General features: G+C 55.7%; 13 protein-coding genes. 12 read left to right on the top strand and 1 reads right to left on the bottom strand.

Annotated features, from left to right (window positions below; genetic code table 11):
- Positions 1–344 precede the first annotated feature (344 nt).
- From HC231_RS04465 to HC231_RS04480, 4 genes are all read left to right on the top strand, one after another.
- Positions 345–1676 carry an MFS transporter gene (locus HC231_RS04465; protein ID WP_208229906.1) on the top strand — a complete coding sequence of 444 codons (1332 nt, stop codon included), beginning with the start codon at positions 345–347 and terminating at the stop codon, positions 1674–1676.
- A gap of 77 nt (positions 1677–1753) precedes the next feature.
- Positions 1754–2524, top strand: a complete 771-nt coding sequence (gene garL, locus HC231_RS04470) for a 2-dehydro-3-deoxyglucarate aldolase (protein WP_208229907.1) — start codon at positions 1754–1756, stop codon at positions 2522–2524.
- Between the two features lie 21 nt (positions 2525–2545).
- Complete coding sequence (gene garR / locus HC231_RS04475; protein ID WP_281397414.1) at positions 2546–3451, top strand: 2-hydroxy-3-oxopropionate reductase; 906 nt, start codon at positions 2546–2548, stop codon at positions 3449–3451.
- A 136-nt stretch (positions 3452–3587) separates the two neighbouring features.
- Positions 3588–4730 (top strand): glycerate kinase, encoded by a 1143-nt coding sequence (locus HC231_RS04480; protein WP_208229909.1) that lies wholly within the window; start codon positions 3588–3590, stop codon positions 4728–4730.
- Positions 4731–4771: 41 nt separating this feature from the next.
- Here HC231_RS04480 and barA read toward each other — a convergent pair whose 3' ends face one another.
- Entirely contained in the window at positions 4772–7549 is a 2778-nt protein-coding gene (barA, locus tag HC231_RS04485) for a two-component sensor histidine kinase BarA (RefSeq protein ID WP_208229910.1), read from the bottom strand.
- Positions 7550–7658: 109 nt separating this feature from the next.
- Between barA and rlmD the strand changes: the two genes are divergently transcribed.
- From rlmD to potG, 8 genes are all read left to right on the top strand, one after another.
- Positions 7659–8996 (top strand): 23S rRNA (uracil(1939)-C(5))-methyltransferase RlmD, encoded by a 1338-nt coding sequence (rlmD, locus tag HC231_RS04490; protein ID WP_208229911.1) that lies wholly within the window; start codon positions 7659–7661, stop codon positions 8994–8996.
- Positions 8997–9059: 63 nt separating this feature from the next.
- Entirely contained in the window at positions 9060–11288 is a 2229-nt protein-coding gene (relA, locus tag HC231_RS04495; protein ID WP_208229912.1) for a GTP diphosphokinase, read from the top strand.
- 248 nt (positions 11289–11536) lie between these two features.
- On the top strand, positions 11537–12337 hold the full coding sequence (gene mazG, locus HC231_RS04500) for a nucleoside triphosphate pyrophosphohydrolase (protein ID WP_208229913.1): 801 nt from the start codon (positions 11537–11539) through the stop codon (positions 12335–12337).
- Positions 12338–12699: 362 nt separating this feature from the next.
- A complete protein-coding gene (locus tag HC231_RS04505) occupies positions 12700–14097 on the top strand; it encodes an NAD(P)/FAD-dependent oxidoreductase (protein ID WP_208229914.1) in 1398 nt (465 codons plus the stop codon).
- 161 nt (positions 14098–14258) lie between these two features.
- Positions 14259–15098 carry a nuclear transport factor 2 family protein gene (locus HC231_RS04510; RefSeq protein WP_208229915.1) on the top strand — a complete coding sequence of 280 codons (840 nt, stop codon included), beginning with the start codon at positions 14259–14261 and terminating at the stop codon, positions 15096–15098.
- 101 nt (positions 15099–15199) lie between these two features.
- Positions 15200–16681: an aldehyde dehydrogenase family protein gene (locus HC231_RS04515; protein ID WP_208229916.1), complete on the top strand. Its 1482-nt coding sequence runs from the start codon at positions 15200–15202 to the stop codon at positions 16679–16681.
- Between the two features lie 449 nt (positions 16682–17130).
- Positions 17131–18240: a spermidine/putrescine ABC transporter substrate-binding protein PotF gene (gene potF, locus HC231_RS04520; protein ID WP_208229917.1), complete on the top strand. Its 1110-nt coding sequence runs from the start codon at positions 17131–17133 to the stop codon at positions 18238–18240.
- Positions 18241–18340: 100 nt separating this feature from the next.
- Positions 18341–19471: a putrescine ABC transporter ATP-binding subunit PotG gene (gene potG, locus HC231_RS04525; protein WP_281397385.1), complete on the top strand. Its 1131-nt coding sequence runs from the start codon at positions 18341–18343 to the stop codon at positions 19469–19471.
- The last annotated feature ends 22 nt before the right edge of the window (positions 19472–19493 follow it).

Genomic DNA, 19493 nt, shown 5'->3' on the forward strand with positions numbered 1-19493 from the left:
CGAATATCCAGCATGTTGTGATCTTCCTCACTTTGTATTTTTTAAACGCGTATCATGCGGATGATAGTGTGATTTTTATCGCAACTTTCTGTGCATAACACATAAAATATTATTTATTGAATGATGATTGTTGTGCATTTTAACAGTGCTATTCCGTACCGCTATTTTTATACTGATAACGTTTTATAAGAACTCGAAGTAAGGTCCGCTAATGTGAGGTTTATTGATAATGCTCTTTGTTTAAAGCGCTTGAATAAATAAAACCCTCAGTATTCTTTTAGCGCTGGCGACTATGTTGATTTATTTGACTTAACATTCTAATAACGATACTCAAGGGGATTTTTATGAATTCCGATGCGGTTGTTGCACATAAAAAAACCTATGTGCGCTACATCATATTATTAATTATATTTACTGTTACCGCGATAAATTATGCCGATCGCGCAACGTTATCAATAGCAGGTACGGAAGTTGCAAAACAGTTGCAGTTGGATGCGGTACATATGGGGTATATTTTTTCCGCGTTTGGCTGGTCGTATTTGGTAATGCAAATACCGGGCGGATGGTTGCTTGACCGCTTCGGTTCAAAAAAGGTTTACGCCTACAGTATCTTTTTCTGGTCGCTGTTCACCTTCCTGCAAGGGTTTGTGGATTGGGTTCCTTTAGTGTGGGCGCCGATGACCCTGTTTGTTCTGCGCTTTATGCTAGGTTTCTCTGAAGCGCCGTCTTTCCCGGCCAATGCCCGTATTACCGCGGCCTGGTTCCCGACGAAAGAGCGTGGCACGGCATCCGCTATTTTTAACTCGGCTCAATACTTCTCGCTGGCGATTTTTTCTCCGCTCCTCGGCTGGTTGACCTATCAATGGGGCTGGGAACATGTCTTTTTAGTAATGGGGGGATTAGGTTTTATTCTAACCGTGGTATGGGTGAAGTTTATTCATAATCCTACCGACCATCCCGATGTCAGTCCGCAGGAATTGGAATATATTTCTAAAGGCGGTGCTGTCGTCGATATGGATCATAAAAAAGAAGGCGGCAAGAAAGATGGCCCTAAATGGAATTATGTAAAACAACTTCTTACTAATCGTATGATGTTGGGCGTATTTATGGGGCAATATTTTATTAATAGTATTACCTGGTTCTTTCTTACCTGGTTCCCTATTTATCTGGTTCAGGAAAAGGGCATGTCTATCCTGAAAGTCGGATTGATTGCCGCCATTCCGGCGCTATGCGGTTTCGCCGGCGGCGTGCTGGGCGGCGTAGTATCGGATATATTGCTTAAGCGCGGCTTCACATTAACCGCCGCCCGTAAAATTCCTATCGTGCTGGGTATGCTGCTTGCCTCAAGCATTATTCTCTGTAATTACACGGAAAGTAATGTTTTGGTTGTGTTTCTGATGGCGTTGGCCTTCTTTGGCAAAGGCTTCGGGGCATTAGGTTGGCCGGTTATTTCCGATACCGCGCCTAAAGAAATTATTGGCTTGTGCGGCGGCGTATTTAATGTTTTTGGCAACGTAGCGTCAATTGTAACCCCGCTGGTTATCGGCTATTTGGTTAAAGAACTTCATTCATTCAATAGCGCGCTGATTTTTGTCGGTATCTCCGCGCTAATGGCGATGTTCTGTTATCTGCTGGTGGTGGGGGAAATTAAACGAATGGAGTTAAAGAAAAATTAATGATGGGTGATGATGATCTTTATTCATTCATTACCGGGAATGCTAATTAACGAACTTTAATTAAATAGAAGGTTATTATGAGTAACGCGATACTGCCTAACCATTTTCGCCGGAATTTATGCCAGGGAAAAAACCTGATTGGCTGCTGGTGCGCGCTGGGCAATCCCATTTCCACCGAAGTGCTGGGGCTGGCGGGGTTTGACTGGCTGGTTCTGGACGGCGAGCACGCGCCGAACGACATCAGTACCTTTATTCCGCAGCTTATGGCGCTGAAAAGCAGTGTCAGCGCGCCGGTTGTCCGCCCGCCGTGTAATGAGCCGGTGATTATCAAGCGGTTATTGGATATCGGCTTTAATAACTTTCTGATTCCTTTCGTGGAAAGCGAGGATGAAGCGAGCCGAGCCGTCGCGTCGACGCGCTACCCGCCGGCCGGGATCCGCGGGGTTTCCGTCGCGCATCGCAGCAATGCCTATGGGACGGAACCCGACTATTTCGCCACCATTAACGACAACATTACCGTCCTGGTTCAGATCGAAAGCCAGCAAGGAGTCGACAATCTGGATGCCATCGCCGCCGTTGACGGCGTCGATGGCATTTTTGTCGGTCCGGGCGATCTCTCCGCCGCGCTGGGCTATCTGGGGCAGCCGAACCATCCCGAAGTGCAGAAAGTGATCCGCCATATCTTTGAACGCGCCGCCGCGCACGGCAAGCCGGCCGGTATTTTAGCGCCGGCCGAAGCCGATGCCCGCCGGTATCTGGAGTGGGGCGCGACCTTTGTGGCGGTCGGCAGCGATTTGGGCGTATTCCGCGGCGCCACGCAGGCGCTGCGCGACAAGTTTAAACAGTGATTTCCGCACGGTGACAACTACATCAGACATGAGGTGACAACGATGAAAATTGGTTTTATTGGACTGGGCATTATGGGGAAACCGATGAGTAAAAATCTGCTCAAGGCGGGTTACTCATTAGTGGTGATGGACCGTAATACCGAGGCCGTCGCGGAGGTGGTCGCCGCCGGCGCTACGTCTGCGGCATCGCCGAAACTGGTGGCGGAGCAGTGCGACATCATCATCACCATGTTGCCTAACTCTCCGCACGTAAAAGAGGTCGTGCTGGGAGAGGACGGGGTGATTGACGGCGCACGGGCTGGTAGCGCCGTGATTGACATGAGTTCGATCGCTCCGCTGGCCAGCCGTGAAATTGCCGCGGCGCTGGCGGAAAAAAATATCGGGATGCTGGACGCGCCGGTCAGCGGCGGCGAACCGAAAGCGATTGACGGTACGCTATCCGTGATGGTCGGCGGCGATAAGGCGCTATTCGATAGCTGCTTTGACATCATGAAGGCAATGGCCGGTTCGGTGGTGCATACCGGCGATATCGGCGCGGGCAACGTCACCAAACTGGCGAACCAGGTGATCGTGGCGCTGAACATCGCGGCGATGTCGGAAGCCCTGGCGCTGGCGACCAAAGCCGGCGTAAATCCCGAACTGGTTTATCAGGCGATCCGTGGCGGACTGGCGGGCAGCACGGTGCTGGACGCCAAAGCGCCTATGGTGCTGGATCGCAATTTTAAACCGGGTTTCCGCATCGATTTGCACATCAAGGATCTGGCCAACGCGCTGGATACCTCGCATGGCGTAGGCGCGCAGCTGCCGTTGACCGCCGCGGTGATGGAGATGATGCAGGCGCTGAAAGCCGACGATCTGGGAACGGCCGATCACAGCGCATTGGCTCGCTACTACGAAAAATTAGCTAAAGTTGAAATAACGCGGTAGGCATTACGTGATGGTTGTCGGAGCGGCATACATGGCTGTACGCCGCTCTGGTCGTCGGGGTAATCATTCTGATAAACGCCGGTTCAGCAGTTCGGATTATTGATGAAATCGGATCGTTTATGAAATCGGATCGTTTATGAAAATAGTTATCGCACCGGATTCTTATAAAGAAAGTATGTCTGCGCAAGATGTCGCTACGCAAATTGAGAACGGGTTTCGTGAAATATTTCCCGATGCCTGCTATGTCAAATTGCCGGTTGCAGACGGTGGCGAAGGGACCGTTGAGGCTATGGTGGCGGCCACAAATGGAAAGATCGTTAATGTTAAGGTCACCGGTCCGTTAGGCGATAAGATTGAAGCCTTTTTTGGGCTGTCGGGCGATGAAAAAACGGCCTTCATTGAAATGGCCGCCGCCAGCGGTCTGGAACAAGTGCCGGCCCAGCAGCGTAATCCGCTGCTAACCACCAGCTATGGCACGGGCGAGTTGATCCGCTGCGCGCTGGATTACGGCGTGGAGCATTGCATCATCGGCATTGGCGGCAGCGCCACCAATGACGGCGGCGTGGGGATGGCGCAGGCATTGGGCGCGAAGCTGCTCGACGCCTCCGGCGGACAGATCGGTTTTGGCGGCGGCGAACTTGATAAGCTGGCCAGCATTGATATCAGCGAGCTGGATGCGCGCATAAAAAGCTGTCGTTTTGAGGTGGCGTGCGACGTCACCAATCCGCTGACCGGTAAGCAAGGGGCGTCGGCGATTTTTGGCCCGCAGAAAGGGGCGACCAAACAGATGATTGAGCAATTGGATAATGCGCTCAGGCATTATGCTTCGGTCATCCGCCGTGATTTGGATACCGATGTAGAGCAGGTTCCCGGCGCGGGCGCGGCAGGGGGAATGGGCGCCGGATTACTGGCGTTCTGCGGCGCTGATTTGCGGCAGGGAATTGAGATCGTCACGGAAGCCTTGGGGCTGGATGAGATCGTGCGGGATGCGTCGCTGGTGATTACCGGCGAGGGCCGCATTGATAGCCAGACGATTCACGGCAAGGTACCGATTGGCGTCGCCAGAGTGGCAAAGCGCTACAATAAACCGGTTATCGGCATCGCGGGCAGTTTGACCGCGGATGTCGGGGTGGTGCATGAGCATGGTTTGGATGCGGTATTCAGCGTGCTGTACAACATCTGTACGCTGGAAGAGGCGCTGGATAACGCCGCGGACAATGTGCGTATGACGGCGCGTAATATCGCCGCCGCCATTAAGCTGTCGCAGGAGTTATCCTAGGCGGATGCCCTTGGATGAACGCAGGCGCCGTCCGCCGACGCTCAGCGCAGGGCGGTTATATTCAAGTGCCGCCGGGCCGCGTCGCTGACATTGTTGATTTCATCCAGCAGTTCCAGCCACTCCGGCTCCAGCTCGCTGGCATCGATCCCTTTGCGAAGCTGCTGCTCCAGATAGCAGCAGATCTGCTTCAGACGCGGAACTCCGCTGTAGCTGCAACTGCCGTGTAGCTTGTGGATCAGATCGACGATGGTATCGCTCGGCCGATCGTTCATCATATCTTCTACCTGCCGGCGTACCTCCGGCAGGAAGTCGAGCAGCATCTGCAATAGCTCGCGCGCCAGTTCCGGCTTATTGGCCGCCTGCCGCTGCGCCAGCGTCCAGTCCAGAGAGAGCTGCTTGTCCAGGCGCTCATCCGCGGGGGCGGGAATCGTCTCTTTTCCGTGGGAATAGCGGGCCAACACTTTTTTCAGCATCTGTTCATCAATCGGTTTCGCCAGATAGTCATCCATACCGGCCTGCAACAGATGATCGCGTTCATCGCTGATGGTGTGGGCGGTGACGGCAATAATCGGCGTTTCCGCGTGATTGGGGAGTTGACGAATCAACTCGCTGGTGCGGATGCCGTCCATGCCCGGCATCTGGATATCCATAAGAATAACGTTCACATCCTGTTCTCTGGCTTGATGAATGGCCTCTGCGCCGTTTTCGCACAAAATGACCTTCTCTACCTGTTCTTCCAGCAGCGCGCCGATCAATTTCAGATTGGCCGGGTTATCATCCACCGCCATCACGCTCAGCGGCAGCGGTTCGGCGGGATGCGACGGCGGCTGCGGCGTCTTGATGACCTCAGGCAGAAGAGGCAGTTGGAAAAGCGAGTTGTCTTGCAGCAGCGGCAATAAGCGGGGCGCCGAGATCGGTTTGCTCAGGCAGGCGTGAACGCCAAACAATTTCAACTGTTCCGCATCCATTTGCGCCAGGCTGGGCAGCGCCAGGATCACGCAGGGCGCCCGGCGGCAGACGTCGCGCAGCTTGGGGGTGTAATCGAGCAGCGTGTTGCGGTAATGCACGGGAATGCCCAGCAGCAGGATATCAAAAGGCGCGTCGGGGAGTTGCTCCAGCGTAGCGCTGTGGCTTACCGTCAATGGCGTTTGTTTCAGAATATCCAGCGTGGCCTGCGCCGCCGCCGGGTTGGATTCGATGTACGCCAGGCTTTTGCCGCGCAGCATCGGATACATATTATGTTTGGGGGTGGCCTGGGGGTTTAACGGCAGGCTGATATGGAACCAGAACGTAGAGCCTTTATTTAACTGGCTGTGGAAACTGATATCGCCGCCCATCTCTTTGATCAGCCGTTGCGTGATCACCAGACCAAGCCCGGTTCCCCCGTGCCGCCGCGAAATACTGGTGTCCGCCTGGCGGAATGCCTGAAAAAGTTGCGACTGCTGCCGTTCGGCGATGCCGATGCCGGTATCGCGGATTTGAATTTCCAGATGAACGTGATGGCGCTCCTGCCGGCGTTTTTCCACCCGGATATCAATGTTGCCCTGTTCGGTAAATTTAATGGCGTTACCCAGCAGGTTGGTGATGATTTGCTGGATCCTCATCGGATCGCCGATGAACTGTTCCGGCACATCATTCTGGATGGCGAGGGTAAGCTCCAGCCCTTTTTCATGGGCGGTGTGGGCCAGCAGCATGACCACTTCATCCAGCGTGTTATGCAATGAAAAGGGAATGTTCTCCAATACCAGTTTGCCCGCTTCCAGCTTGGAGAAATCCAGCACATCATTAATGATATTCAGCAGGTTATTGGCGGAGCGTTCGATGGTCAGCAGGTAGTCGGTCTGTGTCGGGTTCAGCGATGTTTTCAGCATCTGGCGGGTAAAGCCGATAACGCCGTTAAGCGGCGTTCTTAATTCGTGCGACATATTCGCCAAAAACTCGGACTTGATTCGCGCCGCTTCCTGCGCCCGCTTTTTGGCCAGATCCAGCTCGACATTCTGGATCTCCATCTGTTCAAGCGTTTCCCGCAGATCGTAAGTAGCCTGATCGATGTTTTGCTGCATCTCTTCATGATAAGCGGTTAATGACATGGCCATGGAATTGATGCCGTTTTTCAGCATATCCAGCTCACCGAGCATATGGCCTTCGACCCGGCTGTCCAACTGTCCGCGCCGGATCCGGTCGACCGTTTCGACCATATTGCGGATCGGCGCGGTGACGTCGCGCATCAGGCGATAGGCAAACAGCGCCGCTACGCCCATACATAACAGCAGTAGCAGGCCGGCGATACAAATTTCCTGATATTGCAGCAGCTTGATGGAATTGATATCCAGCTCAACGGCAAGATAGCCGATCGGCTCCATGGCGTCGGGCAAGGCTGGTTTGATGTCGCGGGTAAACTCGCTGTCGGCCATGATGGGCATATGCAGGATCAGTAAGTTGCCCGAATGGTGGAGATTCGGCTCGCCGTTATTGGGCGTTTGCTGGGTTAGATGCTCAGATACGGCTTCATGATGAATGTTAGTCGTGACGATCAGCCGATCTTGGCCGTCGAAAATGCTGATGGCCCGGATGATATCGGAGTGCCGGCGGTGAAGGGTATTGATCAGCGGCTGAAGAGTGTCCCACTGATTTTTGGCAATGGCATAAGCGCTGGCCACCGCCAAAGGCTCAATGATGCTGGTGCCCGTGTCGGCCAATTGCGCCTGTAATTGGTTATATCGGTTGATGCCGAAAAAGATACTGAGTAACAGCCCGATCAGTAACGTCGGCGCTAAAATCAGTATTAACATGCGTGCACGCAGACTGTATTTGGTCATGGGGCTCCAATGTGGGAGAATTAATTAACGAATTACCCGGCATCTTGAAGTCTATTGGGTATCAGTATTCAGCTTGAAAATTAGAGTTTTTATAAACCGATTATAAATTATGGCGCAATTCTACTCTCCAAACCGGCGTGTGACGACCCGGCAAATAATAATCGTCGCGGTAGACACCCTTGATCCCTTTGGTCAGGGCGTCGCGCGCCATCAGGGTAAAACCGTTTTTGTCGCCGGCGTGTTACCGGGTGAACAGGCGGAAGTGCAATTGACGGACGAAAAGCGCCAGTTCGCGCATGCCAGGCTTAAACGCCTGCTGACGCGCAGTCCGCAACGCGTTGAGCCGCAGTGTCCGCACTTTAACGTTTGCGGCGGATGCCAGCAGCAGCATGCCGATATTGCGTTACAGCAGCGTAGCAAGTCGTCGTCGCTGATTCGGCTGATAGAACGGGAAACGGGCGTGACCTCACAGATTGCGGCCCCCATTGCCGGACCGGCGTACGCATACCGGCGGCGGGCGCGGCTTGCGTTATACTATCAGGCGAAACAGCAACGCCTGTTGATGGGATACCGTCAGGCGGGATCGCACGATTTGGTCGATATCCGGGCTTGCCCGATATTGCGGCCGGAACTGGAAACGCTATTGACGCCGCTGCGCGATTGTCTGAGCCGGTTACAGGCGGTAAAGCGATTAGGGCATGTTGAACTGGTGCAGGCGGATAACGGCCCGTTGCTGGTGTTGCGCCATCTGGATCCGTTGAGTCAGCCGGATAGCCGGACGCTGCGTGACTTTGCGCAGCGGCATGCGGTATCGGTTTATCTGGCGCCGGATGCGCAATCCCTGACCTGCCTGCACGGCGAATCCCCGGTGTACCACGTCGCGGGGTTAACGCTGGCGTTCAGTCCGCGGGATTTCATTCAGGTCAACGATGCGGTCAACCAGCAGATGATCGACCAGGCGTTGAGCTGGCTGGATGTTCAGCCTCAGGACCGGATACTGGATCTGTTCTGCGGGATGGGCAACTTCACGCTGCCGTTGGCCCAGCGGGCGGCCAGCGTCGTTGGCGTTGAGGGCGTGGTTGCGTTAGTGGAAAAGGGGCGCGAGAACGCCCGGCGCAACGCCCTGTCCAATGTCACATTTTTTCACCAAAATCTTGAGGATGACGTTACTCGGCAGCCATGGGCCGCTCAAGGTTTTGATAAAATATTACTTGATCCGGCGCGAGCTGGCGCTGCAGGCGTGATGGCGCAGATTGTCAGATTGTCTCCCCGGCGGGTGGTTTATGTTTCCTGTAACCCGACCACGCTGGCGCGCGACAGCAAGATATTGCTCGATGCCGGTTATCGATTATCGAATGTTACTATGCTGGATATGTTTCCACATACCGGGCACCTTGAATCGATGGCCCTGTTTTTGCGCGATTCCGGTGAGGCGGATACCCAGTAACTTCAGGAGGGCAGACAACACGCCTGAGGCTTGAAAGATGACGGGTATAAGTAGGGAGAAATTATGGTTGCGGTAAGAAGTGCGCATTTGAATACGGCTGGCGAATTCGTACCTGACGCGTGGATTGCTTCGCTTGGAATAACCAGTCAGCAATCGTGTGAACGTTTAGCCGAAACCTTGCGTTACTGTGAACAACAAACCCAGGATCATCCCGATGCCATGCTGCTGCTGTGGCGGGGTATCGAGATGGTGGAGATCCTGTCCACGTTGAGTATGGACAATGACAGTATGCGCGCCGCGCTGCTGTTCCCGCTCGCCTACGCCGACGTCGTGGATGAAACCACGCTGGGCGAAAAATTCGGCAAAAACATTGTGGATTTGGTGCACGGCGTGCGCGATATGGACGCCATTCGCCAGCTAAAAGCCACCCAGAATGACTCCGTCGCCTCTGAGCAGGTGGATAATATCCGTCGTATGCTGCTGGCGATGGTGGAGGATTTCCGCTGCGTGGTGATCAAACTGGCGGAGCGAATCGCTCATCTGCGGGAAGTGAAAGACGCCCCGGAAGAAGAGCGGGTTTTGGCGGCGAAAGAGTGTACCAATATCTATGCGCCGTTAGCCAACCGGCTGGGGATCGGGCAGCTCAAATGGGAGCTGGAAGACTTCTGTTTCCGCTATCTGCATCCTGAAGAGTACAAACGCATTGCGACGCTGCTGCACGAGCGCCGTATCGATCGCGAACAGTATATCGATGATTTCGTGAAAACGCTGCGCGCCGCCATGAAGGAAGAGGGCGTGCAGGCGGAAGTCTACGGGCGGCCTAAACACATTTACAGCATCTGGCGCAAGATGCAGAAAAAATCGCTGTCATTTGACGAACTGTTTGACGTGCGGGCGGTACGTATCGTGGTGGAGCGGTTGCAGGATTGCTATGCCGCGCTAGGTATCGTGCATACGCACTATCGTCATTTGCCCGACGAGTTTGATGACTACGTCGCCAATCCTAAACCGAACGGCTACCAGTCTATCCATACGGTCGTGCTGGGGCCGAAAGGCAAAACGCTTGAGATCCAGATCCGCACCCGGCAGATGCACGAAGACGCGGAACTGGGCGTGGCGGCGCACTGGAAATACAAAGAAGGCACGGTGGTCGGCGGCCGCGCGGGTTACGAAGGCCGGATCGCCTGGCTGCGTAAGCTGATCGCCTGGCAGGAAGAGATGGCGGATTCAGACGAAGTGCTGGATGAAGTACGCAGCCAGGTGTTTGACGATCGGGTTTACGTGTTTACGCCGAAAGGCGACGTGGTCGATCTGCCGGCCGGCTCGACGCCGTTGGATTTCGCCTATCACATTCACAGCGATATCGGTCACCGCTGCATTGGGGCGAAAATCGGCGGGCGGATTGTTCCGTTCACCTACCAGTTGCAGATGGGCGATCAGATAGAAGTGATCACTCAGAAACAGCCGAATCCAAGCCGCGACTGGCTGAATCCTAACCTGGGCTATATCACCACCAGCCGCGGGCGCTCCAAAATCCATAACTGGTTCCGCAAGCAGGATAGAGACAAGAACATTCTGGCGGGCCGTCAGATTCTGGATGATGAGTTGGAACATCTGGGGATCAACCTGAAAACGGCGGAAAAACTGCTGCTGCCGCGTTATAACGTGAATTCGCTGGATGAGCTGTTGGCGGCGATTGGCGGCGGAGATATTCGTCTTAACCAGATGGTGAATTTCCTGCAGTCGCAGCTTAAGCAGCCCAGCGCCGAAGAGCAGGATCGGGAAGCGCTGCGTCAGCTGACGCAGAAATCCCCGCCGCCGGCCGCGCGTAACAAAGACCACGGGCGCGTCGTCGTCGAAGGGGTCGGCAATCTGATGCATCACATTGCGCGCTGCTGTCAGCCGATCCCCGGCGATGATATCACCGGGTTCATCACCCGCGGGCGGGGGATCTCCATTCACCGCTCCGACTGCGAGCAGTTGGAAGAGCTGCGCAGCCATGCGCCTGAGCGGATTGTGGATGCCGTGTGGGGGGAAAGTTATTCCAGCGGCTACTCTTTGGTCGTCAGGGTAACGGCCAACGATCGCAGCGGCCTGCTGCGCGATATCACCACCATCCTGGCGAATGAAAAAGTTAATGTGCTGGGGGTTTCCAGCCGTAGCGATACCAAGCAGCAACTGGCCACCATTGATATGGAGATCGAGATCTATAACCTGCAGGTGCTGGGGCGCGTGTTGGCCAAACTTAACCAACTGCCGGATGTGATCGACGCGCGCCGCCAGGGGGGATGAGTGGATTTTGGGGCTGCCTTTGGGGGTTTTTCAATGGCGTGATTTCAGCCAAAAGCCCGGGTTCAAAGGGATGCGGCGTTTGAGCATCCCTTTGTCGGGCGTGGCGCAATGCGTCAGAGAAATACGGATATTTATCACGCACGACATTATTCACCGGCCTGCAATATGAAGCGTTTTTTGTTTAATTACTATCCGTATGTCGCTATCCGGCAGCATATTATTTACCCTATTTTTAAATTGAGATACCAATGATTTCACCCGCTATTGAGCGCTTGCTCGCCGTTATGAAAACTCTGCGCGATCCGGAAAACGGCTGTCCGTGGGATCGTAAGCAGACGTTTGACACCATTACCCCTTATACGTTGGAAGAGACTTACGAAGTGCTGGACGCCATCAGCCGTAAGGATTTTGACGATCTGCGCGACGAATTGGGCGATCTATTGTTCCAGGTGGTGTTTTACGCGCAGATGGCGCAGGAACAGGGACTATTCGATTTCTCCGATGTCTGCAACGCCATCAGCGACAAGCTGGAACGCCGTCATCCGCATATCTTCGCGGATGCGGAGACGCCGGCAGACAGCGAAGCCGCGCTGGCAAGCTGGGAACAGACCAAGTCGCAGGAGCGGTCGGCAAAGGATCGCCGTTCGCTGGTGGATGATATTCCCGATGCGCTGCCGGCGCTGATGAAAGCGCAGAAGATTCAGCAGCGCTGCGCCTCCGTCGGCTTTGATTGGAATAGTCTGGGCCCGGTCGTCGATAAAGTTTACGAGGAAATCGACGAGGTCATGTATGAAGCCAAACAGGCCGTCGTCGATGAAGAAAAACTGGGCGAAGAGATCGGCGATCTATTATTCGCCACCGTCAATCTTTCGCGCCACCTGGGGCATAAGGCCGAACGGGTATTGCAAGAGGCCAATCGCAAATTCTGCCGCCGTTTTCGGCAGGTAGAACAGATTGTTAGCCAATCCGGCCGTACCATGGAGCAGGCCACGCTGGAACAAATGGAGGCCGCCTGGCAGCAGGTAAAAACCAGGGAAAAACAGAGTTAACCGCAATACGCGCGCCGCCGGCGAAGGTTCCATTTCCTTTTTTCGTCATTCCGTAAACGGGGATCTATGGCGGAACCGCGCGCCGTTTCTTCAATGAAAGCCCGTCGTTACGGCGGGTTTCCCCGTCCGTCTCCCTGAACGCCGCGCGGCGAGTAATCAACGGGGGTGACGGCCAATCCGATAGCTTTTCCTGATGGCTCCCTGAATATCCATGCGTCACATCCTCGCTAATAGCGCGGCTTTTTGCCATTGCGCTTTTTCTTGCGGACCCGCACGGAAAATGACGGTCTTTGTTTCATCTCGTGCTGTGTTTAGGCTCAAAGCATGAGTAGTTGAGACCAGTTGTTTTTTAGGAGTCTTTTATGACGCTGCATTTGAATCAGGACGCGTTTGTCAACGTAAAACCTTATCCTTTCTGGCTGGAAACGCTCGCTGAGGAAGCGCCGGCCCCTGAGCTGCGGGACAGCATTTTCTGCGATCTCGCCATCGTCGGCGGCGGTTATACCGGCCTGTGGACCGCGCTGCTGGCCCGCCGGCGCTGGCCCGAAAAAAAGATCGCCGTTATCGAGGCCAAACGCTGCGGTTCCGAAGCGAGCGGCCGCAACGGCGGCTTTTGCTCCCCAAGTATTTCTCATGGCGTTTCCATCGCGGCCAGCCGCTGGCCGCAGGAAGCGGAAAAGATCATTGCCATGGGGATAAACAACCTGGATGAACTGGCGGCGGATCTGGATGATTGGGGCATGCAGATTGAATTCGAACGCACGGGGCAGTTGAATCTTGCCCGCCATCCCTGGCAAATAGAGGGGTTGCGTTCGATGCAGGAGGAGTACCGGCGCTTCGGCCTGGCGTGCGAATATCTGGAAGGCGACAAACTGGCCGAAAAAATAAACACCCCCTTTTATCGCGCCGGGATTTTCGAGCCGAATTACGCGCTGGTCAATCCGGCTAAAATGGTAAGCGAACTACGCCGGGTTTGTCTGTCGCAAGATATCGCCCTGTTTGAAAACAGCCCGGTAACCACATTGACGCCGCATAAACGGCATGTCCTGCTACAAACGCAGTCCGGCGAGGCCATCGCCAAACAGGTGGTGCTGGCGACGAATATCTCCAAGCCGCTGCTGCGCCACCTGGAGTCGACCGTCATCCCCGTCTATGACTATGCGATCGTCACCAATCCGCTGAGCCGGCAGCAGTTGGAGGCGATTGGCTGGGTCGGACGCCACGGCATCTCCGATAGCGGCAATAAGTTCCACTATTTCCGCAAAACCGCCGATAACCGTATCCTGTGGGGCGGGTACGACGCCATCTATCATTTCGGCAGCCGCCGCGACGAGTCGCTGACTCAGCGGCCTGAAACCTTTAACCGTCTTGCCGAACAGTTTTGCGAAGTTTTCCCCGCCATCAAGGATATCGGATTCAGTCACGCCTGGGGCGGCATCATCGACGCCTCCGCCCGTACGACGTTTTTCACCGGCTGTGAAGCCCAGGGCAAGATTGCTTACGCTTTGGGCTTTACCGGTCTGGGCGTCTCGGCCTGCCGTTTCGCCGCGTTGAACATGCTGGATCTCCTCGCCGGGGAAAAAACGGAGCGTACCGAATTGCGTATGACGTCCAGGGCGCCGTTCCGTTTTCCGCCGGAGCCGCTGCGTTTTGCCGGCGTGCAAATGGCTGTCCGTTCATTGGCGCGTGAAGACCGGGACGGGCATCGCAACATTTTGCTGAAAACGTTCGATGCTCTCGGCATCGGTTTCGATTCCTGATTGAACGCGCGCTCTTGCCGGCGGAACCGTCCGGCGAGTGGCCTAAGTCTGCCGTTGCCCAACGTACGCGTCATCTTCGTTCGGCGGGTAATGGTGTAAGACGGCCGTTATTTTATAGTATGAATCGGTGATTATATGATGAACCAGCGATGAGAGTGATTATGGACGATGATGCCCACTGGCCTGCCCGGCTTGAGACCGCGCCTTGTCCCCCTGGGACGGCAAATCTTCAAACGCAGACGGTCATGATGAATTATTATCAGGCCTGGTGGCGGCGTGACATTGACATGCTTATGAGCCTGTTTTCTCCGCAGGTGGAGTATAACGACTTTTTTCAAGGGTGCCGCATCGCGCCGGCCGAACTGCGCGACTATCTGCTCGCTTGCCTGTCGAAATCGGCGGATGAAGCGCTGCGTTATGTCGATCGCCTGCGTATCGACGGCGATACCGCGCTCTTGCAATATCAGACGCCGCTCAGCGATAGCGATAACCACACCTTTCTTTGCTGCTGCGAGATCGTCACGGTAAATGACGGCCGGATCGTCAGGATAAACGAGTATGCATCCCTGCTGTCCCAGCATAAAACTCCGCAGGGCGGCGCGGACCGGAGGATGACGATCCAGCGGCTGGGATTGTCCGCCCGGCAGTTGAGCATGATGACCAGCGATATCCAGCAGTACTTTTCCCAGCAGCGGCCTTATCTGAACGCCGAACTGGATATGGCTCAGGTCGCGTCCGCCACCGGCTATACCCGCAACCAGATATCCTTTTTTCTTAACCAGGTGATGGGCTGCACGTTCTACCAATATCTTAACCGGCTCCGGCTGCGCCACATATTGGCGCTGTGGGACAGCGATCCGCGTCCGCCTACGCGCATTGAAGATGCCTCCAAGGCGGCGGGCTTTCATTCCTTGTCGACCTTTTATCGCTGTTTCCGGGAAGAAACCGGGATGTCGCCGAAATCTTATCTACAGCAAAAGTTTTCCGGGGGAGATTTTTGACGCCGCAGAAAAGGGGAGACCAGTAATCCGATCCCGGCGCTTTCTTTAAATGTTTACCGTGGCGTAGCCGAGGCATCCACGTGTTCAGGGAGACAACAATTATGCACGATCAGCTTTACATCGATGGCGAATGGCAAACGGCGGCGAGCGGCGCCCGTTTCGCGGTGTTCAATCCGGCTACCGGAGCTGAAATACGGCATGTCGCGGCGGCCGGCGCGGAGGATGTCGGGAAAGCGGTGGACGCGGCCAGACGCGCCTTTGATGACGGCCCCTGGCCGCGCTTGAGAGGCAAAGAACGCGCCGGCTATCTCCGCGCCATCGCCAATATCATGCGTCAGCGCCACAACGCGCTGGCATGGCTTGAGGTTGAGGATAACGGCAAACCGCTGCCGGAGGCCCGGTGGGACATCGACGATGCGATTGGGTGTTTCGAATACTACGCCGATCTGGCCGAAGAGCTGGATACGGAAGAACAGCGCATACCACTGCCGGATGAGCGTTTTAGCTGCCGGGTAGTGCGCGAGCCGGTGGGCGTCGCCGGACAGATCATTCCCTGGAATTACCCGCTGTTGATGGCCGCCTGGAAAGTTGCGCCGGCATTGGCCGCCGGTTGCACCGTCGTACTCAAACCATCGGAACTGACGCCGCTGGGGGCATTGGAGCTCGCCGCCATCGCCGACGAAGCCAGTCTGCCGGCGGGAGTCTTGAACGTCGTGACGGGATTGGGCAATGAAGCGGGAGCGCCGCTCGCCGGCCACCCCGGCGTCGATAAGCTGGCCTTTACCGGCAGCGTGCCGACGGGACGCGCCATCATGCAGGCGGCCGCTCAGGATATCAAAAACGTCAGTTTGGAGCTGGGGGGCAAATCCGCGTTTATCGTTTTCGATGATTGCGACATCGACGCCGCCGTGGAGTGGACGCTGTTCGGCATTTTCTGGAATCAGGGACAGGTCTGCTCCGCCACCTCGCGCCTTCTGGTGCAGGAAGGCGTATACGAACGCCTGATCGAACGGTTGATCGAAGAAACCCGCCGTATCCGCATCGGCGAAGGCGGGCAGGAGGGCGTCCTGCTTGGCCCTTTGATCGGCGCCGGACAGTACGAAAAAGTGTTGCAGGCGATCGAACGGGGCCAGCGCGAGGGCGCCGTCTTGGCGTGCGGCGGCCGGCGTCCCGCGCATTTGTCGCGGGGCTGGTTCGTCGAACCCACGATATTTCTGGATACCCCGACGCAGAGCGCGCTGTGGACGGAAGAGATTTTTGGCCCGGTGCTCGCCGTACGCCGGTTTAGCCATGAAGAAGAAGCGGTGCGCCTGGCGAACGACAGCCGCTACGGTCTCGCCGCGGCCGTCATGTCGGCCGATGCGCAACGCTGCCGGCGCGTCAGCCGGGCTTTGCGCGCCGGCATCGTGTGGGTCAATTGCTCGCAGCCCACGTTTACGCAAGCGCCCTGGGGAGGATACAAGCAAAGCGGCATCGGCCGTGAACTAGGCGTCTGGGGACTGGACAACTATCTGGAGACTAAGCAGATCACGGAATATATCAGCGAAAGCGAGTGGGGATGGTATCTGAAGCGTCAGGAGTGACGCCGCCATCCTGGGGCCGCGGTTACAGGACGGCCCGAAGAAGTTAGGTTGCGTTGCAGGCTTGACCCGGCGCTCTGATTCGGCAGGCGGGCGTTCGGGCTGGTTTTCTGGCTGCACGTTTATTGATAACCGGGACGGTAATCGATCTAGACCGTCCGTCCGTCTGCCGTTTAGCGTTTTTGCAGCACAACATCTGTTTTTCCTATTTCTCATCAACGGCATTTTATTCTATAAATAAAGTATTAACCCAGTAACAATGAGATATTTTCCTGGTTTATTGCTATTTTTCACTATTAAATATCAAAATATAGTAAGTAAATCCTTTTTTCGTGAAGAGATGTTTGTTCCTGTCCGCCGTTTTGCGGAGCGTCGCCATGCGACGTGAAAAAACATTCCCGCAATACGCGTCATCGTTTTTTATTTACCCCCAGGTATGGAGGAGGCAACGGATGTTCACCCAATGTAAGGAATGGTTTCTAAGGGCTGTTGCAGGTTTGCTGATGGCCGTGTCCGCCATCGCGTCTGCGGAAGATAAGGTATTGCATATCTACAATTGGTCCGACTATATCGCGCCGGATACGCTGGAAAAATTCCAGAAAGAGAGCGGCATAAAAGTCGTTTATGACGTTTTCGATTCCAACGAGGTGTTGGAAGGCAAACTGATGGCCGGAAGCACCGGGTTCGATCTGGTTGTTCCGTCGGACAGTTTCCTCGAACGGCTGCGGGGCGCGGGCGTCTTCCAGCCGTTGGACTGGAGCAAACTGCCGAATGCGAAAAATCTCGATCCCAAACTGATGAAGCTGATCGCTCAGCACGATCCGGGCAATAAGTACGCGGTGCCCTATCTGTGGAACACGACGGGGATCGGTTACAACATCGATAAGGTGAAAGCGGCGCTGGGCGAAAACGCGCCGCTGGACAGTTGGGATCTGGTGCTGAAGCCGGAGAACCTGGCGAAGTTGAAGAACTGCGGCGTCGCGTTTCTGGACGCGCCGGAGGATATCTTCGCCGCCGTGCTGAACTATCAAGGGAAAGACCCCAACAGCAACAACGAGAAGGACTACAGCCAGTCGGCCACCGATCTGCTGCTGAAGCTGCGTCCCTACATCCGCTACTTTCACTCATCCCAGTACATTAATGACCTGGCCAACGGCGATATCTGCGTGGCGATCGGCTGGTCAGGCGACGTCATACAGGCGGCTAACCGCGCAGTCGAGGCGAAAAACGGCGTAAACATCGGCTACAGCATTCCGAAGGAAGGCGCGCAGGTGACGTTCGACATGTTCGCCATTCCGGCGGACGCCAAGAACGTGGATGAGGCCTACCAGTTCCTGAATTATACCATGCGCCCGGAAGTGATCGCCGATATCAGCGACTACGTTTTCTACGCCAATGCGAACAAGGCCTCGGAACCGTTGATCAGCGAAGAGGTGCGCAATAATCCGGGCATTTATCCGCCGGATGAGGTCCGCGCCAAGCTGTTTATCACGACGGACAAGTCACCCCGGCTCGATCGTACCCGCACCCGCGCCTGGGTCAAGGTGAAAAGCGGCCAATAACCGCAGGCAAACGGGCGCCCGCCCGCCTGTTTGCGTGATATCCGCGTCATGCCTTGTGGCAATGACGTCGTTTTCTGCTTCCGACGAAGGAGAGTAGCAAGTGAAAGAAGCAGCGATTTCCCAGTCCAAACCCCAGAAAGCCGCGATGCCTTTGTTGGAGGTTCGCAATCTGACCAAAACCTTTGACGGACAGGCCGCGGTCGATGACGTGAGCCTGACGATCTACAAAGGAGAACTGTTCGCGCTGCTCGGCGCGTCCGGCTGCGGCAAGTCCACGCTGTTGCGTATGCTGGCCGGATTCGAACACCCCACCCAGGGACAGATTGTGCTGGACGGGCAGGATCTTTCCCTGGTGCCGCCGTATCAGCGCCCGATCAACATGATGTTCCAGTCCTACGCTTTGTTTCCCCATATGACGGTGGCGAAGAATATCGCCTTCGGCCTGACGCAGGACGGGCTGTTCAAGTCCGAGATCAACGAGCGGGTGGATGAGATGCTGGCGATGGTGCATATGCGGGAGTATGCCGACCGCAAGCCGCACCAGCTTTCCGGCGGTCAGCGCCAGCGTGTGGCGTTGGCGCGCAGTCTGGCCAAGCGTCCGAAGCTGCTGTTGCTCGACGAGCCGATGGGGGCGCTGGATAAGAAGCTGCGCGACCGTATGCAGCTCGAAGTAGTTGATATTCTGGAGCGGGTCGGCGTGACCTGCGTGATGGTGACGCACGATCAGGAAGAGGCGATGACCATGGCCGGGCGCATCGCCATTATGAACCGCGGCAAGTTCGTGCAGATCGGCGAGCCTGAAGAGATCTACGAACACCCCAGCACCCGTTTCAGCGCCGAATTCATCGGCTCCGTCAACATGTTCGAGGGGCTGCTGAAGGCGCGCCAGGATGATGAGCTCATCATAGAGAGTCCGGGGTTGGATCATCCCCTGAAGGTAGACGCCGACGCCTCCGTGGTGGACGGCGTGCCGGTATATATCGCGCTGCGTCCGGAGAAGGTCATGCAGTGCGAGGATGAGCCCGCCGACGGCTGCAACTTTGCCGTGGGAGAGGTTGTGCATATCGCCTATCTGGGCGACCTGTCCGTTTATCACGTTCGGTTGGGCAGCGGCCAGGTGATCAGCGCCCAATTGCAAAACGCCTACCGCTACCGCAAGGGCGCGCCGACCTGGGGCGACGAAGTGCGCCTGCGCTGGGATGCGGACAGCTGTGTGGTTTTAACGGTATAGAGAGGAACGAACGATGACATTG

The sequence above is a fragment of the Brenneria izadpanahii genome (genome assembly GCF_017569925.1).
Classification (GTDB): domain Bacteria; phylum Pseudomonadota; class Gammaproteobacteria; order Enterobacterales; family Enterobacteriaceae; genus Brenneria; species Brenneria izadpanahii.